This window comes from Thiohalocapsa halophila, from assembly GCF_016583825.1.
Classification (GTDB): domain Bacteria; phylum Pseudomonadota; class Gammaproteobacteria; order Chromatiales; family Chromatiaceae; genus Thiohalocapsa; species Thiohalocapsa halophila.
In genome coordinates this window covers 172,733-198,045 of sequence record NZ_NRRV01000001.1, presented here as the reverse complement: position 1 = coordinate 198,045, position 25,313 = coordinate 172,733, and the positions used below count along the sequence as shown (strand labels likewise).

Annotated in this window: 27 protein-coding genes; 19 read left to right on the top strand and 8 right to left on the bottom strand. The window is 69.3% G+C overall.

All coding sequences use genetic code 11. From position 1 onward, the window contains the following. Positions 1–77: 77 nt before the first annotated feature. Complete coding sequence (locus tag CKO31_RS00920; protein WP_200233116.1) at positions 78–1,121, bottom strand: AAA family ATPase; 1,044 nt, start codon at positions 1,119–1,121, stop codon at positions 78–80. A gap of 368 nt (positions 1,122–1,489) precedes the next feature. On the opposite strand from CKO31_RS00920, the gene CKO31_RS00915 reads away from it, so the two are divergent. From CKO31_RS00915 to CKO31_RS00900, 4 genes are all read left to right on the top strand, one after another. Beyond that, positions 1,490–1,687, top strand: a complete 198-nt coding sequence (locus CKO31_RS00915; RefSeq protein ID WP_200233112.1) for an Alvin_2107 family globule sulfur oxidation protein — start codon at positions 1,490–1,492, stop codon at positions 1,685–1,687. Between the two features lie 294 nt (positions 1,688–1,981). Next, positions 1,982–2,152, top strand: a complete 171-nt coding sequence (locus tag CKO31_RS00910; RefSeq protein WP_200233111.1) for a hypothetical protein — start codon at positions 1,982–1,984, stop codon at positions 2,150–2,152. 53 nt (positions 2,153–2,205) lie between these two features. Further along, positions 2,206–2,520, top strand: coding sequence for a tetratricopeptide repeat protein (locus tag CKO31_RS00905; protein ID WP_200233110.1), 315 nt, complete (start codon positions 2,206–2,208; stop codon positions 2,518–2,520). A gap of 76 nt (positions 2,521–2,596) precedes the next feature. Next, entirely contained in the window at positions 2,597–3,013 is a 417-nt protein-coding gene (locus CKO31_RS00900; RefSeq protein ID WP_200233109.1) for an ABC transporter permease, read from the top strand. Here CKO31_RS00900 and CKO31_RS00895 read toward each other — a convergent pair. After that, positions 3,001–3,480, bottom strand: coding sequence for a hypothetical protein (locus CKO31_RS00895; protein ID WP_200233106.1), 480 nt, complete (start codon positions 3,478–3,480; stop codon positions 3,001–3,003). The genes CKO31_RS00900 and CKO31_RS00895 overlap by 13 nt on opposite strands. A gap of 457 nt (positions 3,481–3,937) precedes the next feature. Here CKO31_RS00895 and CKO31_RS00890 point away from each other — a divergent pair, with 457 nt between their 5' ends. After that, positions 3,938–5,353 carry an MBL fold metallo-hydrolase gene (locus tag CKO31_RS00890; RefSeq protein WP_200233105.1) on the top strand — a complete coding sequence of 472 codons (1,416 nt, stop codon included), beginning with the start codon at positions 3,938–3,940 and terminating at the stop codon, positions 5,351–5,353. A gap of 85 nt (positions 5,354–5,438) precedes the next feature. Here CKO31_RS00890 and CKO31_RS00885 read toward each other — a convergent pair whose 3' ends face one another. Together CKO31_RS00885 and CKO31_RS00880 are read right to left on the bottom strand one after the other, a co-directional pair. Then, a complete protein-coding gene (locus tag CKO31_RS00885) occupies positions 5,439–8,129 on the bottom strand; it encodes a sensor domain-containing protein (protein WP_200233100.1) in 2,691 nt (896 codons plus the stop codon). Between the two features lie 210 nt (positions 8,130–8,339). After that, positions 8,340–9,596 carry a glucose-1-phosphate adenylyltransferase gene (locus CKO31_RS00880; RefSeq protein ID WP_200233098.1) on the bottom strand — a complete coding sequence of 419 codons (1,257 nt, stop codon included), beginning with the start codon at positions 9,594–9,596 and terminating at the stop codon, positions 8,340–8,342. Positions 9,597–9,829: 233 nt separating this feature from the next. Here CKO31_RS00880 and CKO31_RS00875 point away from each other — a divergent pair, with 233 nt between their 5' ends. The 4 genes from CKO31_RS00875 (at position 9,830) to CKO31_RS00860 (ending at position 13,078) form a co-directional block, all read left to right on the top strand. After that, the gene (locus CKO31_RS00875; protein WP_200233097.1) at positions 9,830–9,988 is read left to right on the top strand and encodes a hypothetical protein; all 159 of its coding nucleotides are present in this window, start codon (positions 9,830–9,832) and stop codon (positions 9,986–9,988) included. A 103-nt stretch (positions 9,989–10,091) separates the two neighbouring features. After that, complete coding sequence (locus CKO31_RS00870) at positions 10,092–10,931, top strand: thymidylate synthase (protein WP_200233096.1); 840 nt, start codon at positions 10,092–10,094, stop codon at positions 10,929–10,931. A gap of 42 nt (positions 10,932–10,973) precedes the next feature. Further along, a complete protein-coding gene (gene sohB / locus CKO31_RS00865; protein WP_200233095.1) occupies positions 10,974–11,996 on the top strand; it encodes a protease SohB in 1,023 nt (340 codons plus the stop codon). Between the two features lie 83 nt (positions 11,997–12,079). Then, the gene (locus CKO31_RS00860; RefSeq protein ID WP_200233094.1) at positions 12,080–13,078 is read left to right on the top strand and encodes a LysM peptidoglycan-binding domain-containing protein; all 999 of its coding nucleotides are present in this window, start codon (positions 12,080–12,082) and stop codon (positions 13,076–13,078) included. 90 nt (positions 13,079–13,168) lie between these two features. Here the strand turns inward: CKO31_RS00860 and CKO31_RS00855 are convergent, their stop codons facing one another. The 3 genes from CKO31_RS00855 to argH form a co-directional block, all read right to left on the bottom strand. Further along, positions 13,169–13,627 carry a Crp/Fnr family transcriptional regulator gene (locus CKO31_RS00855; protein WP_200233092.1) on the bottom strand — a complete coding sequence of 153 codons (459 nt, stop codon included), beginning with the start codon at positions 13,625–13,627 and terminating at the stop codon, positions 13,169–13,171. A gap of 101 nt (positions 13,628–13,728) precedes the next feature. Next, positions 13,729–14,085 (bottom strand): nucleotide pyrophosphohydrolase, encoded by a 357-nt coding sequence (locus tag CKO31_RS00850; protein ID WP_200233089.1) that lies wholly within the window; start codon positions 14,083–14,085, stop codon positions 13,729–13,731. A 122-nt stretch (positions 14,086–14,207) separates the two neighbouring features. Beyond that, positions 14,208–15,614, bottom strand: coding sequence for an argininosuccinate lyase (argH, locus tag CKO31_RS00845; protein ID WP_200233087.1), 1,407 nt, complete (start codon positions 15,612–15,614; stop codon positions 14,208–14,210). Between the two features lie 97 nt (positions 15,615–15,711). Here argH and CKO31_RS00840 point away from each other — a divergent pair, with 97 nt between their 5' ends. From CKO31_RS00840 to CKO31_RS00820, 5 genes are all read left to right on the top strand, one after another. Beyond that, the gene (locus tag CKO31_RS00840; RefSeq protein ID WP_200233086.1) at positions 15,712–16,815 is read left to right on the top strand and encodes a sensor histidine kinase; all 1,104 of its coding nucleotides are present in this window, start codon (positions 15,712–15,714) and stop codon (positions 16,813–16,815) included. Next, a complete protein-coding gene (locus CKO31_RS00835) occupies positions 16,812–17,546 on the top strand; it encodes a LytR/AlgR family response regulator transcription factor (RefSeq protein WP_200233085.1) in 735 nt (244 codons plus the stop codon). Before CKO31_RS00840 ends, CKO31_RS00835 begins: the two co-directional genes overlap by 4 nt. A gap of 118 nt (positions 17,547–17,664) precedes the next feature. Then, positions 17,665–18,591: a hydroxymethylbilane synthase gene (hemC, locus tag CKO31_RS00830; RefSeq protein WP_200233084.1), complete on the top strand. Its 927-nt coding sequence runs from the start codon at positions 17,665–17,667 to the stop codon at positions 18,589–18,591. Positions 18,592–18,601: 10 nt separating this feature from the next. Then, positions 18,602–19,456, top strand: coding sequence for a uroporphyrinogen-III synthase (locus CKO31_RS00825; protein ID WP_200233079.1), 855 nt, complete (start codon positions 18,602–18,604; stop codon positions 19,454–19,456). Beyond that, positions 19,453–20,172 (top strand): hypothetical protein, encoded by a 720-nt coding sequence (locus CKO31_RS00820; RefSeq protein ID WP_200233078.1) that lies wholly within the window; start codon positions 19,453–19,455, stop codon positions 20,170–20,172. Before CKO31_RS00825 ends, CKO31_RS00820 begins: the two co-directional genes overlap by 4 nt. A 124-nt stretch (positions 20,173–20,296) precedes the next feature. On the opposite strand, the gene CKO31_RS00815 is transcribed toward CKO31_RS00820, so the two are convergent. Continuing rightward, positions 20,297–21,316, bottom strand: a complete 1,020-nt coding sequence (locus CKO31_RS00815) for a CDP-6-deoxy-delta-3,4-glucoseen reductase (RefSeq protein ID WP_200233077.1) — start codon at positions 21,314–21,316, stop codon at positions 20,297–20,299. Positions 21,317–21,532: 216 nt separating this feature from the next. Here CKO31_RS00815 and CKO31_RS00810 point away from each other — a divergent pair, with 216 nt between their 5' ends. From CKO31_RS00810 to CKO31_RS00790, 5 genes are all read left to right on the top strand, one after another. Continuing rightward, positions 21,533–22,408, top strand: a complete 876-nt coding sequence (locus tag CKO31_RS00810; protein WP_322789064.1) for an SDR family oxidoreductase — start codon at positions 21,533–21,535, stop codon at positions 22,406–22,408. A 196-nt stretch (positions 22,409–22,604) separates the two neighbouring features. Beyond that, positions 22,605–23,000 (top strand): Rap1a/Tai family immunity protein, encoded by a 396-nt coding sequence (locus tag CKO31_RS00805; protein WP_200233076.1) that lies wholly within the window; start codon positions 22,605–22,607, stop codon positions 22,998–23,000. 31 nt (positions 23,001–23,031) lie between these two features. After that, positions 23,032–23,259 carry a YMGG-like glycine zipper-containing protein gene (locus CKO31_RS00800; protein WP_200233075.1) on the top strand — a complete coding sequence of 76 codons (228 nt, stop codon included), beginning with the start codon at positions 23,032–23,034 and terminating at the stop codon, positions 23,257–23,259. Between the two features lie 108 nt (positions 23,260–23,367). Beyond that, positions 23,368–23,649 (top strand): YMGG-like glycine zipper-containing protein, encoded by a 282-nt coding sequence (locus CKO31_RS00795; protein WP_200233073.1) that lies wholly within the window; start codon positions 23,368–23,370, stop codon positions 23,647–23,649. A 103-nt stretch (positions 23,650–23,752) separates the two neighbouring features. Further along, complete coding sequence (locus CKO31_RS00790; protein ID WP_200233071.1) at positions 23,753–25,039, top strand: permease; 1,287 nt, start codon at positions 23,753–23,755, stop codon at positions 25,037–25,039. Positions 25,040–25,313 lie beyond the last annotated feature (274 nt).

Genomic DNA, 25,313 nt, shown 5'->3' with positions numbered 1-25,313 from the left:
TGAGGGCTGAGGGCTGAGGGCTGAGGGCTGAGGACGCACGCCCTGGCCGCTGCTCCTCGGCCCTCAGCCCTCCGCCCTTACTCGTACAGCATCACATCGGCAACGGCGCTCGCCCAATCGGCGAACGCCGGCACGTCGAACAGGTCGTTGCCGATGGCCCGGTGTAGGTCGGAGACCAGCATGACGCCCATCTCGCGCTGCGGGAAGCGCCCGGCGTAGGCGAGGATGTTGCCGATGATCGGCTCGCCGTCTTCGGTGTCTTTGGCGCGTATGGCCTTGCCCACCAGGGCGGCCGCGACCGCGTACTGGAGGTCGATCTCCCGCGGGACCGAGACGTCGTCGCCGGCGCAGATGGCATCCAGGTCGGGCATCTGGTCCAGGCTGTTGACGAAGGCCGTTATCTCTACCCCCGCCGCCGGGCCGACGCAGCCCTGAAGCGTGCCCTGCAGCAGCTGCGCGTCGTCCTCGAACTTGCGCAGCGCGCGGTGCGCGAATTCCCAGGAGCGCGGCGACGGGAAGGCCACCGGATTGTGCGCCGGGTCGAAGTCGAAGAGCAACTCCGGGCGAAAGCGCAGGAAGGCGATGATGCGCTCGTCGATGCCGGTGGCATAGGCCCAGGCGACCCAGTCGTCCAGGTGCGTGTCCACCTCGAAGTGCGAGAAGCGGTTCGCCAGCGGCGCCGGCATGCTGTAAGTGACGCCGCGGTCGCCCTGACGGTTGCCGGCGGCGAAGATGGCCCAGTGCTGGGGCACCTCGTACTCGCCGAGGCGGCGGTCGAGGATCAGCTGATAGGCCGCCGCCGACACCGCCGGCGGGGCGGACGTGATCTCGTCCAGGAAGAGCACACCGGCCGCCCCATGGCGCTCGCTATCCGGCAGGATGGCCGGCACGGCCCACTCCACCTTGTCCGCGACGCGAAACGGGATGCCGCGCAGATCGCTCGGCTCCATTTGCGAGAGCCGAATATCGATGACCGGCACGGCGTGGCGCTCGGCGATGTGCGCGACCATCTGTGATTTGCCCACCCCCGGCGGTCCCCAGAGCATCACCGGAGTGTGGTGGCCTTCGGCGGTGCTGGCGAATTCGCGTTCCAAGACGCGGAGCAGTTGGGCGGGGCGCATGCGCGGCGATCTCCTGTCGGGTTGTGGCGGGCGTCGGTGCTCGCGGGGCTGGTGGACCCGGCGCGCGCGCGGCGGCAATCCGGCGCGACGCAGCCTGATGATGTAGTGTGCGCTGCGGCCCGTCGCAAGTGCCGGGGCGAGCGCTGGGTTGAGAGCTGGGCGTTCGCATTGGCACGCATTAGAAAAAAACGGTATGCTTATCCGTTAGACTGACCGCGTCGGTCGGGGATCGTCGCCGCCCACCTCTGAAGCCGCGGCTGCGCCGGCTCACCTGGGCGGAAACGGGACGGGTCAGCAGTTGTCTCGAGCGACCCGGGGCGCCCCGGGTCGAGGCGTAACACCAAAGAACGCGATTGCGGAGAGCGGAGATGAATCAGTTCTACTACGACGCCGTGACCAAGATGGAGCAAATGGGTGTCGACGACGAGTACGTACAGGGATGGCAATGCGGCTTCCTGCAGAACCCCAAGCGCGAGGAGCAGCGGCTCACCGAGGCCTACGAGGCCGGATACGCCGACGGTGAAGGCAAGACCACCGACAACTTCGGTAACTGGGTGAAGAGCTGAGCCATACAGCACTCACCAGCGCTCGCGGTTGCCCGGGCGGCCCGACAGCGGGCGCGCGGAGCCTGATCGGACCGAAATACGGACCGATTCGGCATTGGGGCCGCCGCCGACCTGGGTGTCACCCACACCGGCAGGTCGCATGCCGGACGGAAGATAGGCGGGCGATCCCCGCCTTTTCTTTTGCATGTGCGCCTGCGCCTGCATGTGCGCCCGCGCCGGTTACCGGCGGGTGGCCCCCAGCCTTGCAGACCGCCGGCACCCGAGCGCCGCTGACTCGCGCCCGGCATCAGCGTCGTGCACGCTATGCAAGCGGCGCTGAGCCAGCTGTCGACCGGGCAGACGCCCGCGCAGCGCGTCAGCTTCGGGGTGCTGCGGGACATCGTCGGCTTCGATGCCCATGATGCTTTGCTCGCCAGTTACGAGACCAGTTACGAGTCCAGTTACGACGCAGGCCGCGGAGACTAGACTGGATACCGATTTCGCAGCACGCAGGCGCAGCGGCGCCGGAGCCACGAGCCATGAGTGACAACAGCTATCTCAAAGACCTGATTCTGCTGCGTAACGACCCGAGCAAGGTGGGTGCCGTGCGCGAGGCAGCCGAGCGCGGCGAAGTGGACGCGCAGTACGCCCTGGGCCTTATCTACGCGGAGGGTCGGGGCGTGACCATCGACCTGGCCCAAGCGCACTACTGGCTGTCGCTGGCGGTGGAGCAGGGCGATGCGGACGCCGACCTGCTGCGCAACATCGTCGGCAGCCAGATGACCGATGACGAATACGCGGCCGCCAAGCGCCTGCGTGCGGGGGCGTCGCTGCGCGTTATCGGCCGTTCCTGAGCTCGCGGGCCTGAGCTCGCGGGCCCGCGGCACGACGCTGCTGCTCACCAACCATTCGGTGCTCACGCCTACGCAGATGCAGCGCACCTACGACGCCACGCGGGCCACGCCGCTGGCGCTGGACGACATCCTGTCGGGGGAGAGGCTCTGGTGCGCCACCAAGGCCGCCTTCAGCGCTGCTGCGATCCTGGTCGTGACGCCCATGCTCATCCTCTGCGGCGTCTTCTACCCCATCGCGGGGCTGCCGCCGGCCATGCAGGCGGCGATGCAGGTGCTCCCCGTCAGCCACGCGGTGGCCCTGGCCCGCCCGCTGGTGGCCGGGCTGCCGGTCACCGACCTGGCCCTGCACGTGGCCGTGCTGGTGGTCTATGCCATCGGCGGGCTCTATGTTGCACTGGTCCTCACGCGGTGGCGGCGGCTGAGCGGCAGCTTCGTGGATATCCGCGAGATCCTGGACCCGGACGCCTACGCCGGCCTCTATCACGCGCGCTGACCCGGGTTCGCGCCCAGCACGTCCACCTCCGGGTGTGCTTCGCCGATGCGGCGCTCCACCGCGTCCCTGTCGCGATCGTCTACATCGGCGGCGATCAGCAGGTCGCCATGGCGCATGGCGCGCTTTTGGGCATTCATCGGCGAGTCCTTGTGGCGCTCGTGTAGCAGCGACCAGCCGCCGGCGACCACGGCGCCGATCAGGCCGAGCGCCAGGGTGGCGACATCGCTCGGCGTCTCGACCACGACCAGCCACAGAAACGGCACCGCGACGGCTCCGACGACGGCGCCCGGCAGGATGGCCAGCGCCGTGCTGCGCCAGCGTGTGGCCTCCACTCGCAGGCCGCCGGGCAGGCGTTTGCCGTAGGCGTGCAGGCGCTCCGGCGAGAAGTGCTCGCGATCCAACAGCTCGTTGACGACTCGATCGGCCGTGCGGGGCTCGTGTGCGCGGACGTACAGGGTTTCGCTCATGGCGTCTTCTCCAGGTGATTCGGTTGGAGCCCGGTGCATGGCGACATGCCGGGCGTGCGACACCTCGATTGGCGCAAGCGCCGTGCCGGCATTACGGAACGTCGCGCTGCGGACAACGGCGGCGCCCGCAGATGCTGGGGTCGCCGGCCCCGTGGGCAGTGCCGGGCTCCGTTGCGGCGCTGCCCGAGCGATGCCCGGCCGGGGCAAAGCACCCGGCGGCTGGTGCAACTGCCCAGCGGTGTGTGCAAATGGCCGCGCTGTCACGCATCCTCCGGTTGCGCCCGCGCCGGTTTGCATCCCCGCCGACGCCGCGCCTTGCTGGCGATCACCGCGGCGCCCGCCCCGCCGCCGGCGCCATGGCTGGCGGCCGAGCGCCAGCCCCGGCCCGCCTCTTGCTCCCCGCATGGCTCAGCAATCGGCGCCCCCGCGCCCGTTGAGCCGCAGCAAGAGGGCGATCATGATCTTCAAGCAGTTCTATCTCGAGAGTCTGGGCCACGCCTCTTACCTGGTCGGTTCCGAAGACACCGGCGAGGCCTTGGTGCTCGATGTCCGCCGCGACGTCGAGACCTATTTCGCGGAAGCCCGCAGCCAGGGGCTTCGTATCCGCTATGCCTGCGACACCCATCAGCACAACGACTACCTCTCCGGCATTTGCGAGCTGCCGGCGCGCACCGACGTGCAGCTCCTGGCCGGCGCCCGCGCCGAGCTGGGCTATCCGGTGCGAGCCATGGACGACGGTGAGCAATTGGACATGGGCGAGGTCCGCTTCGAGCTGTTGCACACCCCGGGGCACACGCCGGAGCACGTGAGCCTGCTGGTCACCGACCGCTCACGCGGCGAGGAGCCCGCGATCCTCTTCTCCGGCGGTGCGCTGCTGGTGGGCGATCTGGCGCGGCCGGATCTGCTCGGCGGCGAGGCGGAGGCCCGCCGCGGTGCCGAGGCCTTCTGCGATACCCTACAGCGCAAGATCCTGCCCCTGCCGGACTTCGTCGAGGTCTATCCCACCCATGTGGCTGGCTCGCTCTGCGGCGGGCACATCGGCAGCCGGCTGTCGACCACCATCGGCTACGAGCGGCGCATGAACGCGATGCTGTCCAATCTCGCCTCCAAGGACGAGTTTGTCGGTCACTGTATGGACCTGACGGACCTGCCGGCGGTACCGCCCTATTGGCCGCGCATGCGCCGGCTGAACAGCGAGGGGCCGCCGCTACTCGGCGTGCTCGCCGACCCGCCGCCGTTGGACCTGGACGCCTTCGAGCGCGCCCGCGAGGAGGGTGCCGTGGTGCTCGACTGCCGCGCGCCGGAGGCCTTCGCCGCGCATATCCCGGGCGCCATCAATGTCGGCATCGGCAGCAGCTTCGCCACCTGGGCCGGCAGCGTGCTGCCCTATGATCAGGACCTGGTGCTGGTGCTGGATCGCGCCGAGGACCTCTGGGAGGTCTGCTGGCAGCTGCTGCGCATCGGCTATCCGCTGCCCAAGGGCTGGCTCGGCGGCGGCATGCTCGCCTGGCGCACCGCCGGCAAGCCCATTGAGGTCCTGCCGCAGTGGACGGTGCACGAGCTGCGCCGCGCGCTGGACCGGCGCGACGACCTGATGGTGCTCGATGTGCGCCAGCCGGCGGAGTGGAGCGCCGGCCATATCCCGGGCGCCGTGCATCTCACCGGGGCCGAGCTGACCCGGCGCGCCGACGAGCTCCTCGCCGGCGGCGGCCGCGAGCGGCCCATCGCCGTTATCTGCGGCAGCGGCTTTCGCTCCTCGGTGGCGGCGAGCGTGCTGAAGTCCCACGGGCATCCGGACGTGGCGCATGTGCTCGGCGGCATGACGGGCTGGCAAGCGGAAGGCTTCCCCACCACCGCACCGGACGACGGCTGACCGGCTTCGGCCCGCGTCGATGCCTGACCGACACGGCCGAGGGATCAGTCCTTACCCGGGCGCTGTGCCGGTGTGTCGGATCTGCTCAGTCGATGCCGGCCGGAGTCGCGGCGAAGGCGCGGACGATCTCTTCGGCGGGCACGGGTCGCCCGAAGAGATACCCTTGGGCGATGCTGCAGCCCTTGCCGCGCAGGCAATCGACCTGTGCCTCGGTCTCGACGCCTTCGGCGATGACGGTGAGGCCCAGGGACCGGCCGATGGCGATTACGGCGTCGCAGATGGCCATGTCGTCGTGATCGTCGGGGATATCCCGGACAAAGGATTGGTCGATCTTGAGCTTGTTGATGGGGAGGCGCTTGAGGTGACCGAGTGACGAATAACCGGTACCGAAGTCGTCGATGGCGATGCCGACGCCCTGGGCGCGCAGCCTCTGGAGCCTCTCCGCGCCGACGTTGACATGGCGCATGACGAAGTCTTCGCTGATCTCCAGGTCGAGACAGTCGGGCGGTAGGCCAGTGTCGGCGAGCGTGCGCTCGATGGCGGGGACGAAGCTCGCATCATGGATTTGCCGGGTTGCGACATTGACCGCAAGGGTACCGAATGCAAAGCCCTGATCGAGCCAGTGCCGGCCCTGGCTACAGGCCGTGCGCAGCACCCACAGGCCGATGTCCCGGATCAGACCGCTTTGCTCGGCGATATGAATGAAGCGCCCGGGCGGGATCAGGCCCTCTTCGGGATGATCCCAGCGCAACAGGGCCTCGACGCCCAACAGCCGGCCGGATGCCATGTCCACCTGCGGTTGATAGACGAGGCGGAATTGCTCGCGCTCCAGGGCGCTGCGCAGGGCATTGTCCAGATAGACATGCTCGAAGGCGGCCGCCGTCATCTCCTCGGTGTAGAAGCGATAGGTGTTGCCGCCCTCTTCCTTGGCCTGGTACATGGCCGCATCGGCATTGCGCAACAGCTCGGCCGCGCTGCGGCCGTCATCGGGGCACAGACTGATACCGATGCTGGTGGTGACGCGCACTTCGTTGCCATCCACTATGAAGGGCTCTTTGAGTGGGGCCATCAGCCTGTGCACCATGCTGACCACGGCGTCAGCATTCCGGATGCTAGTCAACAGCACGACGAACTCATCACCGCTGATGCGCGCGACCAGGTCGCTGCTGTTCATGGCCGCCCGTAAGCGCTGAGCCAGCTGCTGCAGCAGCTTGTCCCCGGAGGAGTGGCCCAGGCTGTCGTTGATGTGCTTGAAGCGATCGATGTCCATGAACAAGACGGCGAGTGTCTCGTTCCGACGCATGGCCGAGCGAATGCTCTTCTGCAAACGGTTGTCGAACAGCAGGCGGTTCGGCAGTTGCGTGAGGCCGTCGTGGTGCGCCAGGTAATCCAGCCGCTGCTCGGATTGTTTGATGGCGGTAATGTCGGTGAAAACGCCGACATAGCCGCTCGCTCGTCCCTGCTGATCCCAGACCATGCTGATGGTCAGTAGCGCCGGATACTCCATGCCGCTTTGATGCCGCTGCCAGACCTCTCCATGCCATTTCCCTGTCTTGCGCAGCGACCGGTACATGGACAGATAAAAACCATGATCATGGCGCTCGGATTGCAGCAGCCCGGGGTGCTCACCGATGACGTCCTCGCGCCGATAACCCGTGATATCGCAAAACGCCTGATTGACGTCGCGGATGCAACCGTCGAGGCCGGTGATCGCAACCCCCTCCGCCGTGCTGGCAAAGACGGCGGCGGCCTCGCGGAGCTTTTCCTCGGCCTGCTTGCGCTCGCTGATGTCGAGTACGATGCCGTCCCAGAAGACGCTGCCGTCGGCCAATCGATAGGGCATGGAGCGCACTGCGATCCACTTGCGTGTGCCGTCCGGCAGACGCTGCGGCAGCTCCATGTCGACGACGCTCAGATCCTGCGCAGAACGCTCGTTGGTCTCCCTGATCACCGCGCCGTGAGGCGGCTCCGTCAGCGCGAAGACCGCATGCGCATCGGCGAGCATGCGGTCGCGGCCGATGCCCAGGATTCGCTCGATGCCGCGGGAGGCGTAGGTAAAGCGATACGCGCCGTCGGCATCGCGATGCAGCCGATAGATGGCGCCGCCCGGCAGGTTGTCGCCGAGGGCCGCCAAGCGTTTGACGGTTTGCTCGGTGGTGGCTTCCGCGAGCTTCTGCTCGGTGATATCGAGCATGATCCCTTCGAGGAGCATACGGCCCTTGTGGTCCGGGTCTGGTACGCTGCGACCTTGCTCCCAGATCCAGGCCCTCGCGCCGTCGCGCCGGCGTAGCCGGTACTCGATGCGAAAGGGTCGTCCTTCGCTGACGGCCGTCTGCACTTGCTGCCAAACGCGCTCGCGGTCTTCGGGGTCGATGAGCTCGGCGTAGGCGAGTCGGGTATTGTCGAGCAGCTCGCCCGGTGTGTAGCCCGTTAGCGACTGCGCTGCCTGACTGACATAGCGCATGGTCCAGTAGCGGTCATTCTCACACCGGTAGGCCATGCCCGGCAGGTTCTCGACCAGCCTCGAGAAGCGTCGTGCGCCTTCCTGCTCCCGTTGCAGGTGCACGCGCATCAGCAGGAAGAACAAGCCGGACGTCACGGCGACGAAGCCCAGGCCCTTGAGCACTTGCCACCGCAAGAGGGCTTCCGCCATGGGGTCCAGCAGCCCCAGAGCCAGATCGGAGGCCAGAATCCACCCCGTGGCGAGCGCCGCGTAGCTGAGCGCCGTCTGCAGCGCCGCCCGCGTTGGCGAAGGGCGGTCGGGAGAAGCACGCATGAATCAGCCTGATCTCAGCCGGGGTGCCGCTGTGGGTGCATTTCTAAGCGCCGGCTGGTGCATGCCCGCTGGCATCGGCGTCGAGGCGGCATCGCCTGCGCATCGGCCGAGAGCCGCCGGGCTCTAGTGTGAGACGCGGTCGAGATTGGCGGGCGCCCTCGGCTACGTCGCCGGCGGCTGCTGCGCTCGTCGATCGGGGCGGGCTTGGACTTACTCCGAGTAGCCTCCGTAGCCGCCCCCGGAGCGGGCGAAGACGTTCGGCTGTCCGGCCGGGATCACGGTCACGCCTCCGGCGGAGACGGTGTAGCCGCGGGCGAGGTCGGCCTCGCGGTCGAAGCCGATGATCGAGCCCGGCTCGATGATGTTGTGGCGGTCGATGATGACGCGCTTTAGGCGCGAGCCCTTGCAGACCCGCACATAGTCCATGACGATGCACTCGTCGAGCTCCACGTCTTCTTCGATGACCGCCTCGCGGCGGATGATGCTTTCCTTGATGTTGGTGTTGCCGTGGACGACGGTGGCCGCACCCAGCAGCGTGTTGTCGAGCTGCCCGCCGAGCACCCGCGCCACCGGGCCCTGGTAGTTGCTGGAGTAGATGGGCCAGTTGGAGTTGAAGGCGTCGAACACGGGCTCGGCGCCGAGCACGTCCTTGTGGGCGTTGAAATAGGCGTCGATGTTGCCGACGTCACGCCAGTACACGCGGGTCTCATACGGCTTGATGCCGGGCACCACGTTGCACGCGAAGTCGTAGGCGAACAGCCGTTTGCCGCTCTCCAGCAGCCGCGGCAGCACATGGCTGCCGAAGTCTGTCTCACCCGCCTGTTGGGCGTCGTAGAGGGCGTCGATGAGCACCTGGGTGCTGAAGACATAGTTGCCCATGGAGGCGTAGGCGCTGTTCGGATCCTCCGGCAGCGGCGATGGTCTGGCGGGCTTCTCCTGGAAAGCCTCGATGCGGCCATGGCTGTCGGCGGCGATGACGCCAAAGCTGCGGGCGTCTTCGATGGGCACCGGCAGGGCGGCGATGCTGACGTCCGCCTCGCGCGCCTTGTGCGCGTCGATCATCTGCTGGATGTCCATGCGGTAGATGTGATCCGCGCCGAAGACGACGACGAAGTCCGGGGCATGCTCCTCCACCAGATTGATGTTCTGGCGCACGGCGTCGGCGGTGCCCTGGAACCAGGACTCGCTGAGACGCATTTGCGGCGGCACTACGGTGACGAACTGATCGGCGATCAGCGGCGAGATGGTCCAGCCCTTGCGCACATGCTCGATGAGGGACTGGGATTTGTACTGCACCAACAGATAGATAGTCCTGATCTGGGAGTTGATCAGGTTGCTCAGCACGAAGTCGACGATGCGATAGCGCGAGCCGAAGGGCACCGAGGGCTTGGAGCGGGCCGCGGTCAGCGGCTGCAGGCGCGAGCCTTGGCCGCCGGCCATGACGAAAGCGATGATTCGGTCTGGCATCTGTCCTCCGGGCGCTCTCTCCGGCGCCGACTGCGCTGGTTACTTACATGATAAACCGCTGGGCCGGCCACGTCGTGCGGGTATGGCGGAAAATGCTTCGGTGGATGCCTTGGGCCATCGGCATCGGCTGCGGCGGCAGTGTCCCGACCCGATCCGAGCCGTCGTCGACCGAGTGCCGGTTCGGGTAAACTCCCCGCAGCCCTTGTCAGCCGAGTCTCGCCTCGGGAGCCTAGATGGACCCCTCGCGCGCCCGCTACGTCGTCGTCCTGCTGCTGGCCGCCGCTTGGCTGTCCGCGCTGCGCCGCGCGGCGGATCCCGAGGCCGCGGTCGCCGACGTGGTGCCGACGGTGATGGCGCGGCTCTATCCCTGCGCCGAGGTCACGCAGCCCTGACATCCGGGCTGACTGCCCGGGCCGTCGCCCCGGCACGGGTCCGGGCGCGCGCCGGGCAGCGTATCCGCCCCCAAGCGGCCCGGCCCCAGCTCACGGACCACGTATGCAGCAGTATCACGACCTTCTGCGCGATGTCATCGACAACGGCGTCGATAAGGCCGACCGTACCGGCATCGGCACGCGCTCGGTGTTCGGTCGCCAAGTGCGCTTCGACCTCGCCGCCGGCTTCCCGCTGGTGACCACCAAGCGCGTGCATGTCAAGAGCGTCGTCTACGAGCTGCTCTGGTTCCTGTCCGGCTCCACCAACAACCATTGGCTGACCGCCCGGGGCGTGAGCATTTGGGACGAGTGGGCGGCGCCGGACGGGGAGCTCGGGCCGATTTACGGCCGCCAGTGGCGCAGCTGGCCGGCCCCTGACGGTCACAGTATCGATCAGCTGGCGGAGATCGTGGCGACCATCCGGCGCGACCCGGGCTCGCGCCGCTTGGTGGTGTCGGCCTGGAATCCCGCGGACCTGCCGGCCGCCGGTGTGGCGCCGGCGGAGAACGCGGCCTCCGGGCGGATGGCGCTGGCGCCCTGCCATTGCTTGTTTCAGTTCTACGTGCAGGCGGGACGCCTCTCCTGCCAGCTCTACCAGCGCAGTGCCGATCTGTTTCTCGGCGTGCCTTTCAACATCGCGAGCTACGCGCTGCTCACGCACATGGTGGCCCAGCAGTGCGACCTCGCGCCGGGCGAGCTCGTGCACACCTTCGGCGACCTGCATCTGTACCGGAACCATCTCACCGACGACATCGTCTACGCACAACTATCACGCGAGCTGCGTCCGCTGCCTCGGCTGGACTTGCGCCGTCGCCCGCCGACGCTGTTCGATTACCGCTTCGACGACGTCGCCATCACGGGTTACGACCCGCACCCGCCCATCCGCGCCCCCATCGCCGTCTGAGCGGCGGCGATGAGCGGCGCGCAACCCTGAGGAGGCCAATCCTTGCTGGATGCCCTGATCGACTACGGCCTGTTCACTGCCAAGACCCTGACCCTGCTGGCGCTGCTCGGCGTTTTCGTGGCGCTGGCGCTGCGTGCCCGCCACCAGGGCGGGCACGAGGTCGACGGCGGTCGGCTCGAGATCACCAACCTCAATGACCGCTACGAGGACATGGCGGACGGCCTCAAGCGCGCGACCCTGCCGCCCAAGGCATACAAGCGCTGGGCCAAGGCGGAGCAAAAAGCCCACAAGGCTCGGGCCAAGGCAGAGACCGCCGAGCGCCCGCGCCTGTTCGTGCTGGACTTCCACGGTGACCTGCTCGCCAGCGAGGTGGGCGGCCTGCGCGAGACCGTCTCGGCCCTGCTGCAAGAAGCAGGCGAGGGCGACGAGGTGCTGGTGCGCTTGGACAACGCCGGCGGCGCCGTGCACGAGCATGGCCTCGGCGCCTCGCAGCTGCTGCGTATCCGCCGGCGCGGTATTGCGCTGACGGTCGCAGTGGACCGGGTCGCCGCCAGCGGGGGCTATCTGATGGCCTGCGTCGCCGATCGCATCGTTGCCGCGCCTTTCGCCATCATCGGCTCCATCGGGGTGATCGCCCAGCTGCCGAACTTCCATCGCTGGCTCCAGCATCAGGGGATCGACTTCGAGCTGCATACCGCCGGAGACTACAAGCGGACCCTGACCCTGTTCGGTGAGAACACCGAGGCCGGTCGTGCCAAGCTCCGCGAGCACCTCGAGGAAACACACCAACTGTTCAAGGGCTTCATTCGGGAGTACCGTAAGGATTTGGATCTCGACAAGGTCGCCACCGGTGAGTACTGGTACGGCGAGCAGGCGCTCGGCTTGGGGCTGGTGGACGATCTCAGCACCAGCGACGATTACTTGCTCGCCGCGCGCGCCAGCCGCGATCTCTACCGGCTGCGCTGGCAGTCCAAGAAACGCCCTTGGCAGCGTCTCGCCAGCGGTATGCGCGCCCTGTTGACGCGCCTGCCCGCCGCCTTCGCCGGATCACCAGCACGCGACTGATGTCGGCGTCGGGCGCTCGGCGGCCGGTTTCAGACATCAGACCCGAGGCGCAAGCCTGCTCTGCCATGCCACCTGTTCTGTCCATGCCAGCCCGTCTTGCGGTCCAGCTGATCCATCCCGTGGCCGGTGCTTGCGCCGCCGTGCTGGCGGCCGCCCTGATGTTGCTGCCGGCGCCCCCGACCTCCGCGCAGGACAGCGCTCCCAAGGCCGCCGCAGGGGAGCCTGCGCTGCGGACCGAGCGCGAGCGGCTCCTGCAGGAGAACGCGGCCCTGACCGAGCGTCTGCGGGCCCTGGAGGGTGAGCGGGCCATAGCCGAGCGGTTGGATGCCCAGGCCTCGCGGCTCGCCACGCTGGCCGAGCGCCTAGACGCACGCCTGAGCGAGGTGGACGGCGAGCCAGGCGAGGCGGCGCTCGTCGGCGAGGCCGCACGCGTGCAAGCCCTCCAGCGCCGGCTCGCCGCGTCAGAGCGCGCGCGCCGGGAAGCCGAAGACCAAGTCAAGGCGCTGGATGCGCGCGTCGCCGAGCTGGAGGCACGCCTCAAGCAACAGCAGCTCACCGTCGACGAGGCCCTGCTGCGGGCGGACAAGGCCGAGAAGCTGCACGCGGCGCTGGAGGAGGCCCATGCGCGGGTGCGCACCGAGAACGAGCGCCTGTCGCTGGAGCTGGCGACCGCCAAGGAGCGCCAGGCCGAGGCGGTGCAGCGCGTATTGGAGCTGGACAATCGCCTGGAGGCCGCCAGCGCCCGGGCCCGGAGCGCGGCGCCGACGCCGGTGAGCGATGCGCCGCTTCTCGACAGCGGCTCCCAGCACGCCCGCCAGCACGCCCGCCAGGCCGGTCCCCAGGGCGAGCGCCAGCGTAAGCCGCAGGGCGGTGACGACGCAGCGTCCGGCGGCCGCCGCAGTACCGATGCAGGCGCCCGAGCCAAGGCGGTCTATGAGGTGCGCGCCGCAGATACCCTCTCGCGCATCGCTGCCAAGGTCTATGGTGATCCGAGCGCCTGGCGACGCATCTTCGAGGCCAACCAAGACGTGCTCAATGGCCCCGACGAGCTGCGGCTCGGTATGCGGCTCATTATTCCCTGAGGGGGCGGCGCGACCGCCAGTCTCGGCTTGGCACCCGGCCATGAGCACCGCTGCCGCAGGCATCCGTGCGAGGCAAATCACCGGCGTCGGTCACACGGGTATGATGACCTCCGCCTCGGCGTCCGTGGCCCGCAGACGCTCGATGAGCAGCTCCAGCAGATTGCGATAGACGTGCTTGGCGGTCTCCGGGTCCTGGTCCAGGGCCGCCGTGAACGCGTGGGCGCGCTGCGACAGCAGCACCGTGGTCTCCACGGCGCTGACCCGCGCCGAGGCCGGGCGCTGGTCGAAGGCCGAGTACTCGCCGGTGAGGGCGCCCATTTCCAAATCGGCGAGATGCACCGTGCGAAAGCGTGATTCATTGATGGGCAGCATCACCCGCAGGCGCCCGGACAGGACCAGGTGCAGGTGCTCGTTCGGCAGGCCTTCGTCGATGAGGATCTCGCCCGTCGCGATGGTCCGCTGCTGCCCGCCCGCCAGCAGGGCGCGGGCGCGCGTCAGCGGCACGCCCTGGAACACCGGACATTGGGAGATTGCGGCGTCGATGCTCATGATTGACTCGTCGACTCGCGCGCTGACGCGCGGCTGCGTAGTGTCCGCAGTTTAGACCCTGACGCCGCCTGCGTCTGTACGCGCTGGACCGAGCGCGCCCGTCAATCCTCGTACTCACTGGCGCGCCTGGCATCGCCCCGCACCCGCTCGGCAGGGTAGCGGACCTCGTTGATGGCGATCTTCTCGTGCGTCGCGGCGATGAGGTCGACGTCGAGGCGCTCGGCCAGGCGCAGCAGGTAGCTCAGGATGTCCGCGAGCTCATGCGCGACGGCGCGGCGCTTCTCCGGGCTCAGGTCCGCGCTCTGGGCCTCGGTGAGCCACTGGAAGTGCTCGAGCAGCTCCCCGGCTTCGCCGGCAAGCGCCATGGCCAGGTTCTTCGGCGACTGGAACTGCTCCCAGTCTCGGGCGCGGGCAAAGGCGAGCAGGCGCTCGCTCAGGTCGTCGATGCTATCGCCCATGGGGTCCTCGTAGGCGGGCCGGGGGCACCTGCGCAGGCCTCAGGGCCGATGCACTCGTGCTGTGCATCGCCCCGGCGCTGTCGCCGGGCCAGGCTTCGGGTGTGCGTCGGGCGCTTGCGGGCTCAGCGCCCGGCATCGCCCGTCTCGGCCCGGGCCCGGCGCTTGCGTGCGATGGCGGCGCGCACTTGCTCGGGAGCCGTGCCGCCCAAGTGATTGCGCGCGGCCACGGCGCCCTCCAGCGTCAGGACGCTGTAGACGTCCTCGCCGATGGCCGGGGAGAACCGGCGCAGCTCTTCCAAGCTCAGCTCGGCGAGGTCACGGCCGCTGCGGATACCGAAGGCTACGGCCTTGCCGACGATCTCGTGTGCGTCGCGGAAGGCGATGCCTCGGTGCACCAGATAGTCCGCCAGATCGGTGGCCGTCGCGAAGCCCTGGCTCGCCGCCGCGCGCATGCGCGCGCGGTTGCAGCTGACGTGGCGCATCATGTCGGCGAATACTTTGAGCGCGCCGCGCAGGTTGTCGGCGGTGTCGAACAGGGGCTCTTTGTCCTCTTGGTTGTCCTTGTTGTATGCCAGCGGCTGGCCCTTCATCAGGGTCAGCAAGCCCATCAGGTGCCCGAAGATGCGTCCCGTCTTGCCGCGCACCAGCTCCGGCACGTCCGGGTTCTTTTTCTGCGGCATGATGGACGAGCCAGTGCAGTAGGCGTCCGACAGCTCGATGAAGCCAAATTGCGCGGAGGACCAGAGGATCAGCTCCTCGGAGCAGCGCGACAGGTGCATCATCGCGATGGCCGCCGCGGCGGCGAATTCGATGGCGAAGTCGCGGTCGGAGACCGCGTCCAAGGAGTTCTCCGCTGCGTGCTCGAAGCCGAGGGCCGCGGCGGTGAAGCTGCGGTCGATGGGATAAGTGGTGCCTGCCAGCGCGGCGGCGCCGAGCGGCATGACATTGAGGCGCCGGCGGCAGTCGCGAAAGCGATCCGCATCGCGCTCGAGCATCTCCACCCAGGCCATCATGTGATGGCCGAAGGTGATGGGCTGGGCCACCTGCAAATGCGTGAAGCCCGGCATGATGGTTTCCGCCTCGCGCTCGGCGAGGTCCAGCAGCGCTGCCACCAGGGCGTCGATGCCGCCGAGCAGGGCGTCGATCTCCTCGCGCAACCATAGGCGAATGTCGGTGGCCACCTGATCGTTGCGGGAGCGGCCGGTGTGCAGGCGCTTGCCGGCGTCGCCGACCTCGGCGGTGAGCGCCGCCTCAATGTTCATGTGCACGTCTTCCAGCGCCTCGGACCATGCAAAGTCGCCGGCGGTGATGCGCTCGCCGATGCGTGTCAAGCCCGCGACGATGGCATCGCACTCGTCTGCATCGAGGATGCCCTGATGGGCGAGCATGCGCGCATGGGCGATGGAGCCGGCGATGTCCTGGCGATAGAGGCGATGGTCGAACCCCACCGATGCCGTGAAGGCCTCGACGAAGGCGTCGGTCGGTTGCTCGAAGCGCCCGGCCCAGGGTTTTGCGGCGGAATCGGTCATTGCGCTCGTGTGCTGGTAAATTGGCGGACTGAGAGAACGGAAAGCCGAAGCCGGCTCAGATTACAGGGCCGCGCCGTCCGGAGTCTACACACAGCCCATGGCCACAAGCCCGCCGCCGCGTGCCCCGCGCGAGGCAGCGTCCAAAGCCGCACCGGCGGCACACGCGCCCGCCCTGCTGCCCGATTTCTGCAGCCTGCCCATGACGCTCGGCGTGGTGCTGTACGGGGAGCTGCTCGCGATTTTGCTGGCGCTGGCCTCCAGCAGCCCGCTCGCGGGCTTCTGGGCGCGGCTCGGTCCGCTGTCTTTGCTGGTGCTCGGCATCGTCATGCTGGGCGCCAGCCTATTGTGCATCCTGCGCATACCGCTGCGGCGCATGCCCGGCCCCGCGGCGGTGGTCACAGCGCTGGCGGTGATCGTCGCCAGTGCCGTGGCGGTCGCCTTTATGTGTACGATTCTGGTGCCCTGGGCCGAAGCCGCGGGACTCTTCCCCGACGATGGGGCGCGCGGGCTCCTGATTCGCGCCGGGCTGATTTCGGCCATCGTCGGGGCGTTGATGTTGCGTTACCTTTACCTGCATCAGCAGTGGCGTTCCCAAGTGGAGGCTGTGGCCAACGCCCGGCTCAAGACCCTGCAGGCGCGCATTCGTCCGCACTTCCTGTTCAACAGCATGAACACAATCGCCAGCCTGACCCAGACCGATCCGCGCCTCGCCGAAGAGGTGGTCGAAGACCTCGCGGACTTGTTCCGGGCGTCGCTGGCCACGGACGCCGACCGCACCACCCTCGCCGAAGAGCTGGCTCTCTCCCGGCGCTATCTGAACATCGAGGCACAGCGCCTCGGCGAGCGCCTGCGGGTCATCTGGGACCTCGAGGATCTACCGGGCGATGCAGCGGTGCCGCCGCTGATTCTGCAGCCCTTGGTGGAGAACGCGGTTTACCATGGCATTCAGCCGTCCTCACAGCCCGGCGTGATCCGTATCGTCGGGCGTTATCGCCGCGGCGCGGTGAGCCTGAGCATCCGCAACACGCTGCCGCGCTCGGCGGATGCGGCGCGCCGGCATCGCGGCAACGGCATGGCACTGCAGAACGTCTCGCAGCGAATGGAGGCGATGTTTCCCGGCACGGCGCGGGTGACGCGCTCGCTGGTGGACGGCGATTATCTGGTGCGGCTGGTCTTCCCTTACCCATGGAGGCAGTCATGAAGATCCTGCTCGTGGACGACGAGGCACCGGCGCGGGAGCGGTTGCGGCGCCTGATCGATGAGCTCGACGAAGGCTATGCGGTGGTCGGCGAGGCGGCCAACGGGGAGGACGCCGTGGCCGCAGCGCGCGACAACGATGCCGATCTGGTGTTGCTGGACCAGAAGATGCCCGGCATGTCCGGCCTGGAGACGGCCGCGGCGCTCGCCGACCTGGACCCGCCGCCGGCGGTGGTGCTGGTGACTGCCTACCCCGAGTACGCCCTGGACGCCTTCGAGCACAATGTCGCCGACTATCTGGTCAAGCCCGTCCGCCGTGAGCGTCTGCAAGCGACCCTGGAGCGTCTGCCGCGCACCACCCGGCCGCAGCGCGTCGCCAGCGGCCAGGAGGACCCGAGCGGGCGGCGCCGTCACCTGAGTGCACACTATCGCGGCGGCGTGCAGACGGTGGGCGTCGAGGAGGTGCTCTACCTGCTGGCGGAGCAGAAGTATGTCACCGTGCGCCACGCCGGCGGGCGCATGCTCATCGACGAGTCGCTCAAGTCGCTGGAGCAGGAGTTTCCCGAGCACTTCGTGCGTATCCATCGCAATGCGTTGGTGGCCATCGAGCAGCTGGTGGGGCTGGAGAAGGCCGCGGACGGGGCGACCCTCGCGGTGCTCGCCGGCTGCGAGGAGCGCCTGCCCGTGAGCCGTCGCCATCTGCCGGAGATTCGCCGCTTCCTGCGCCATGGCTAACGGCCATGGCTGATTCCACGGACCACCGCGGCCGCGGCGCCCGCTCCCGCCGGCGGCCCGGAGCCGGCGCGCCGCCGGCTGGCCCGTGCCACCGAGAACCGACTGCCGGAAATCATCCATGCCCGACACCCTGAAGATCGCCACCCGCAAATCCCCCCTCGCCATGTGGCAGGCCGAGCACGCGTCGGCGCTGCTGACGCGGCTGCACCCGGACCTCGCCGTCGAGATCGTCGGCATGACCACGCGCGGCGACAAGATCCTGGATGCGCCCCTGGCCAAGGTGGGCGGCAAGGGGCTGTTCGTGAAGGAGCTGGAGCAGGGCATGCTGGAGGGCACCGCCGACATCGCCGTGCACTCCATGAAGGACGTGCCGGTGGACTTCCCGCCGGGGCTGCATCTGGCGGTGATCATGGACCGCGAAGACCCGCTGGACGCCTTCGTGTCCAATCGCTACGGCTCATTGGACGAGCTGCCCGAGGGCGCCTGTGTCGGCACCTCCAGCCTGCGCCGCCAGTGCCAGCTCGCCGCCCGCCGCCCGGACCTGCGCATCGAGCCCCTGCGCGGCAATGTCAACACCCGCCTGCGCAAGCTCGACGACGGCGTCTACGATGCCATCATCCTCGCCGCCGCCGGCCTCAAGCGGCTCGGCTTCGCCGAGCGCATCCGCGCGCAGATTTCCGCCGCGGACAGCCTGCCCGCCATCGGCCAGGGCGCCATCGGCATCGAGTGCCGCAGCGACGACGCCCGCGTGCATGCCCTCATCGAGCCCCTGCACCACCAGGCCACCGCCGAGCGGGTGCGCGCGGAGCGGGCCATGAACGCCAAGCTCCAGGGCGGCTGCCAGGTGCCTATCGCCGGCCATGCGGTGCACGAGGACGGCGGGCTGTTCATGCGCGGCCTCGTCGGCACGCCGGACGGCAAGCAGGTGCTGCGCGCCGAGGGCCGGGCGCCCGTCGCGGAGGCCGAGGCCCTCGGCGAGCGCCTCGCCGATGAGCTCACCGGCCAGGGGGCGGACGCCATCCTGGCGGACCTACGCGAGGCCTGACGGAGCGGCCATGAGCGAGCGCGCAGTGCCAGCGCACGGCCGCCCGGGCGACCCGTCGCCACCACCTGACTGCGACCTCGGCGGCTGCGGCGTACTGGTGACCCGCCCGGCCGCCCAGGCCGAGGGGCTGTGCCGGCTGGTGGCCGCCGCCGGCGGTGAGCCGGTGCGCTTCCCCAGCGTCGAGATCCAGCCGCCGGCGGCCCCGGACGCCGCCGCTGCACTGCTGGCGGCGCGCTGGGACCTGATGGTCTTCATCAGCCGCAATGCCGTCGAGCAGGCGCTGCGCCTCGCGCCGGCGGCCCACCGCGGCGAGCACATTCAGCTCGCCGCGGTGGGCCGCGCCACCGCCAAGGCCATGCAGGCCGCGGGGCTGGCGCCGTCGCTGGTGCCCGCGGCCGGCTTCGACAGTGAGGCCCTGCTGGCGCTGCCGGCACTGCAACAGGTGACGGGCCGGCGCGTGCTCATCGTCCGCGGCGAGGGCGGGCGGGCGCTGCTCGGCAAGACGCTGGGCGAGCGCGGCGCCGAGGTGCACTACGCCGAGGTCTATCGGCGCGGGCTGCCAGCGGCGGACGCCGGTGTGGCGCTCGCGCAGTGGCGGAGCACCCTCGGCGTCGTCACGGCCACCAGCGACGAGGTGCTGCACAACCTGCTGGCGCTGGTGCCCGCCGCGGCCCATGCCTGGCTCAAGGGGCTGCCGCTGGCCGTGCTGAGTGCCCGCAATGCCGAGACCGCCCGCGGGCTCGGCTTCACCCGGCTCGCCGTCGCCCCGCAGCCCGATGACGCCGGCATGCTGGCGGCGGTGTGTGCGCTGGCTGCGCAAGCATCGGCAACGGGCCGCGAGGCCGGCGGGGTGGAGCCGCCGTGAGCGCTGGCGCCAAGGGCGCACGCCGGCGGCGCTGGCCACTGCTGCTGATTTCCGTGTTGTTGGTGCTGCTGGCCCTCGGCACCGTGGTCACCGCTCAGCTCTACCGCAGCGGCCTGCGTACCGGCTTGGAGCAGATGCGTGCGTCCGTCGCCGCCGCCGCGCAGGAGCAGCGGCGCCTGATGGCTCGGGTACAGGCGGCGGAGGCTGCGCTCGCGGAGCGGGCGGCGGCCCTGGCCGCGGCCGCGGATGAAGAGCCGTCGGCAGATCCAGCGCAGGCGCCGGACGGTGCCGCGGATGGCGGCCCGGGGCGGGCGCCGCAGGGCCTGTCCGCCGGCCTGCGCCGCAGCCTCTCGCGTGTGGAGCGCGCCGAGCTCGCGGCTAGGCTTGCGGCATTGGCGCGGGACGCGGCGCGACTGCCGCCGTCACGCACCTGGCGGCCGCCCGGGGCGCCTGCCGCGAGTAAGCAGCTCTTGCGGGATCAGCTGGATGTGGCGGCCGCGGCGGCGGCGGCGGATGACCTGCTGCTGCTGGACGCGGCCCTGGTTGCGGCGCAGCGCCTGGCTGCGGCGCCGCACCGTCCCCCGGACCGGCCCGGCGCGGTCCTGGCGGCTAAGCTGGCGGCACTGCGCGCCCGCCTGCGGAGCGCTAGGCCGTCGCTGCCGGCGCGCACCGAGCCCCGGGTGCAAGCGCCGCCGCGCGCGGCGCCGGTGCGCTGAGGCTAGCTATAGGCTCAAGCTCCTGATCGGGGATCGTCATCGCCATTGCAAACGGTCTCCGAACCCTAATGGCTGTGCACAAGGGGTTGCGAATGCCCCGCGGCTCAGCCTGCCCAGACTCGGCTCAGCCTTTGAAGCTCGGGCTGTCGGCGGCGTACTCGAAGGCATCCGAGAAGACGTGATCCGGCGACAGGCCGCGGGCCTCGAAGGCGGCACGCCCGGCCTCGACCATCACCGGCGGGCCGCTCATGTAGACGTCGTAGTCGGCGATGTCCGGATGGTCTTCCAGTACCGCCTCGTGGACATAGCCCCGGCGGCCGGTCCAGTCGGGGTCAGGTTGGGAGAGCACCGGCACATAGCGGAAGCTTGGGTGCTCTTGCGCCCAGCGCCGGGGCAGCTCGGGCAGGTAGAGGTCGCGCTCGGCGCGCGCGCCCCAGTATAGGGTCATGGGCCGGGTGATCCCCATGTGCAAGGCATGCTCCAGCAGCCCCTTGATGGGGGCGAAGCCGGTGCCGCCGCCGATGAAGAGCATGGGCCGGTCGGACTGCTCACGCAGCACGAAGCTGCCGAGCGGCCCCTGGATGCGCAGAACGGTGCGCTCTTTCAGCTCATCGAAGATGAAATCCGTGAACTCGCCGCCCGGCACCCGGCGCACATGCAGCTCCATCAGCGCGTCGTCATGCGGCGCGTTGGCAATGGAGAAGGCGCGCTTGCGGCCGTCGGCGAGGATGAACTCCAGGTACTGCCCGGCCAGGAACTGCAGTCGCTGGGTTTCCGGCAGCTTGAGCCGCAGGCGCATCACGTCGTGATTGAGCTGGGTCTTGTCGGCCACGCGGCAGGGCAGGATGCGCACCTCGATGTCGGCCACGGTCTCGAGCTCGGCGACACGCAGCGCGATGTCGGTCTCCGGCACCGCCTGGCAGGTGAGGCAGGCGCCCTGCGGCTGCCCGGACAGGGCCTCGGTCTTGCCGCTGGGGTAGCCGACACGGCCGGCGAGGAGCTGGGCGGTGCAGCTGCCGCACTTGCCGTCGCGGCAGCCATAGGGCAGACCGATGCGCTGGGCGATGGCGGCCTCGAGCACGGTCTGCCCGGGCTCGACCCTGAACTCGTGGCCGGCGGGCTCGGTACTGATGGTGTAGCGCATGGCCTGAAACTCCCGGCCGCACCCGCTTGGGTGCGGTCTGCAAGCATTGTGACGACGGGCGCGGACCTTACCATGTCGCGATGAGCGGGCCGCCGCGCAAGCCCCGCAGGCCGCGTCGGCCCCGACCGCCGTTGACGCCGGCGTGAGCCGCGGGCCGCGGCGAGCCGTCCGGTTTTTTCAGCCCCAAGCTTTTTTCAGCCCCAACCTAGTGCAGGAGTGAGCAAGATCGTGATCATCATCGGCTGCGGCTACATCGGCCGTGCGCTCGGCGCCCGCCTCGCCGGCGGCGGCAATCCGGTCACTGGCGTGGTGCGCAGCGCCGAGAGTGCGGCACGGCTGCCGGCCCTCGGCATCCGCCCCCTACAGCGCGACCTGCTGGAGGACCCGCTGGAGCGCCTCGACACCGCGGGTGCCGACGTTTTTCACCTGGCGCCGCCCCCAGGCGAGGGTCGCGAGGACCCGCTCACGGCGCGCCTCATCCAGACCTTCGCCGAGCGCGGTCAGCCGCGGCGGCTGGTGTATGTGGGCACCACCGGGGTCTATGGTGACTGCGGCGGCGACTGGGTGGACGAGACCCGGACCCCGCAGCCCGCCGCGGACCGGGCGCTGCGCCGCTGGGATGCCGAGGAGCGCCTGCGCGCCTGGCACGCAGCAGGCGGCGGCGAGCTGGTCATCCTGCGGGTGGCGGGCATCTACGCCTGTGATCGGCTGCCACTGGCCCGCATCGAAACCGGTCAGCCCGTGGTGGCCGCCGACGAGGCGCCCTGGTCGAACCGCATCCATGCAGAGGATCTGGTGCGTATCTGCCTGGCGGCGATGGAGCGCGCACCGGACGGCAGTCTCTACAATGTCTGCGACGGCCATCCGAGCACGATGACGGATTATTTTCTGAGCGTCGCGGCGGCCGCGGGCGTGGAGGCGCCGCCGCAGATTCCGCTGGCGCAGGCGCCGGGCCGGGTCTCGGCGGGCATGCTATCGTACCTGCGGGAGTCGCGGCGCCTCAGCAACCACAAGCTGCTCGATGAGCTGAGCATCGAGCTGCGCTACCCGACCCTGGAGGCGGGCTTGGCGGCGTGCTTTCCCGCTGGCTGAGGGCCCGACAGCAGGGCCCAAGAGCCCAAGAGCCCGGCGCCGGGCTGCCTTTGTCCCACCGGCACGCTTGTTCCCACCGGCAGGCTTGTTCCCACCGGTGTGCTGGGAGCATGATCCAGGCGCGGTGGGCGGACTGGCGACGCGGTGCGTGCCACCGAGCAGAACGATCTAGCGACAGCATTTTGGGAGTCATGCCATGCAGGCCCGCCACATGTATCTTGCCTTGGCCGCCATCTGGGTGCTCGGTCTGACCGCCGCGCCGGCCCAGGCCGTGCAGGACGAGGATTTCGACTTCGATACCACCGCAGACCTCTATGCGGTGTGCGCGACCACACCAGAGCAGCCCGAGCACATTGCAGCGACCTTCGCATGCCGCGCCTTCATCGAGGCGTCCGTGCAATACCATGATGCCGTCAGCGATCGGGAGCAGATGAAGCGGCTGATCTGCTATCCCGACGACGCTACCATCGGCGACGGTCGCCGCGCCTTTCTGAGCTGGGTGGAAGCCAGCAAGGACGATGCCGAGCGCATGGGCGAGCTGCCTGTCGTCGGCCTGGTGCGAGCGCTGGCGGCGCGCTATCCCTGTCCCTGATCGTCCTTAGCAGCCATCGGAGTTGATCGAGATGACTAAAACCGCAACTATTTTTTTCGCGGCGGTCGCACTGCTGCTGGTCGGGTGTGGCACCACCACCGGCGAGCGGGCAGGCTCCAGTGCGCTCTTCGGGGCTGCCACTGGTGCGGCCATCGGCTCGCTGAGTGCCAATGCCGGCAGGGGCGCGCTCATCGGTGCCGGCGCCGGCGCCCTAGGCGGCTACCTGTTCGACCAGCACGAAAAGGGCAACATCGACTAGACGTGCCCGCTGCACTGACGCCGCGAGCGCCCCGCGCGGGGCCCTCGCCGCCGGCGCGGGAAGCCCCGCGCCGGCGCACCATGCGCCCACTTCGGAGGTTTCACCCCTATGCCCGTAACCCTCGCACTCCCTATCAAGTTCGCCCTGGCCGCTGTGCTCGCCGCACTCGTCGTCAGCGGCTGTGGCACCACCACGGCCTCCCGCACCACCAGCGGTGCCGCGGCGGGCGCGGCTACCGGTGCCGCCATCGGCTCGGCCAGCGCCGATGCCGGTAAGGGCGCGCTCATCGGTGCCGCCGCCGGCGCCCTCGGCGGCTATGCCTACGACCAGCACGAAAAAGAGAAGGAGCGCCAAGCGCGGGAGCGCTACGAGGAACGTGCCGCCGATTAACGCGTCAAAGGTGCTGCTGCTTTAGACAGATTGAATTGGATGCGTCCAATGCCCCTGTCAGGGACTTGACCGGGTCGGACGCCCGCCGCTGACTACCGCTGCTATGTTGGACGCCGTCGCACGCTTCCCCGCCGCCCTATGGCAGATCTTGCTGGAGCTGTCGCCGTCGCTGCTGCTCGGGCTGTTCATCGCAGGTCTGGTGCATGTCTATGTGCCGGCGGCGGCCATCCACCGGCGGCTCAGCCGGCCGGACCTCGCCAGCACCGTGCGGGCGTCGCTGCTGGGGGTGCCGCTGCCGCTGTGCTCCTGCGGTGTCATCCCGACGGCCCTGGGGCTGCGCAAGTCCGGCGCGTCTCCGGGTGCGACGACATCGTTCATGATCAGCACGCCCCAGACGGGCGTGGACTCCATTCTGGTGAGTGCCGCCTTTCTCGGCTGGCCCTTTGCGCTGTTTAAGTTGGTCGCGGCCTTCGTCACCGGCGTCATCGGCGGCGTGCTGGTGAATCGGCTGACGCCGGCGCCGGCGGAGGCGGGCGCCGACGGCGAGACCACCCTCAACAGCTCGGGCGGCGACCGGGGCGTCAGCGGCGCAATCCGCTACGCGGTGCTCGATCTGCTCGCGGCCATCGACCTGTGGCTGATCGCCGGTGTGTTGGTGGCGGCGCTGATCACGACATTGGTGCCGGCGGACTTCTTCGTCGGCCAGACCTGGGCGCAGGGGCTGGTCGGCATGCTGGTGGTGCTCGCCATTTCGCTACCCTTGTATGTCTGTACGACGGCGTCGGTGCCCATCGCCGCTTCGCTCATCGTCGCCGGCATGCCCGCCGGCTCGGCGCTGGTGTTTCTGATGGCAGGCCCGGCAACCAATGTGGCCACCATCGGCGCCGTCTACCGGACCCTCGGTGCGAGCGTGCTCGGCCTCTACCTGGGCACTGTGGTGGTCATGAGCCTGGGCTTTGGTCTGTTGTTCGACCAGGTGCTGAGCGCTGCCCCGGTGCTGCATGCGCCCCACGAGCACGGGGGCGGCTTGCTGGCGACGCTGTCCGCGCTGGTGCTGCTCGGCCTGTTGGGCTATCTGCTATGGCGGCGCTGGCAGGCGCGGGCGTCCGCAGGTGCTCCCGGCGGCGCCGGCGGGGCGCCGGACGCCGGCCTGGTCCTGCACGTGCAGGGAATGAGCTGTCAGCACTGCGTTGGCAGTGTCAAGCGCTCCTTGGAGGCCCTTGAGCGCGTGCACGAGGCGGCGCCGGATCTGGCGAGCGGGCGTGTTCGCATCAGCGGCGGCGGCTTCGCGGTGCCGGCGTTGGTGCAGGCCGTCGAAGACGCCGGCTTCACCGTCAGCGGCGTCGAAAAAACCCCGGGCTGCGTTGACGCCCCGGAGTCCTTGCACTAGATTGCGAGTCATGTCGCAGCGCGCACAGGGTTCGGGCTGAAGCTCCACCATCGATACGCCAAACAGGCCGTCTTTGCGCCGCACGCACGGCGGACACGGTGCTGATTCGGGCTCCAGCCTGCGCCCGCCGTCTGTCGGTACACCACCAGGCAGCGGCGCCGCGGCAGACCGCCCGGCCCGCAGCCTTCCCGCCCCGCCTTGCCGCCGCATCGGCCCGCGCCCGTCGATCGGAGTCCTCATCCATCCTCGCCGCCGCCCGCTGAGCTTGCCTGTC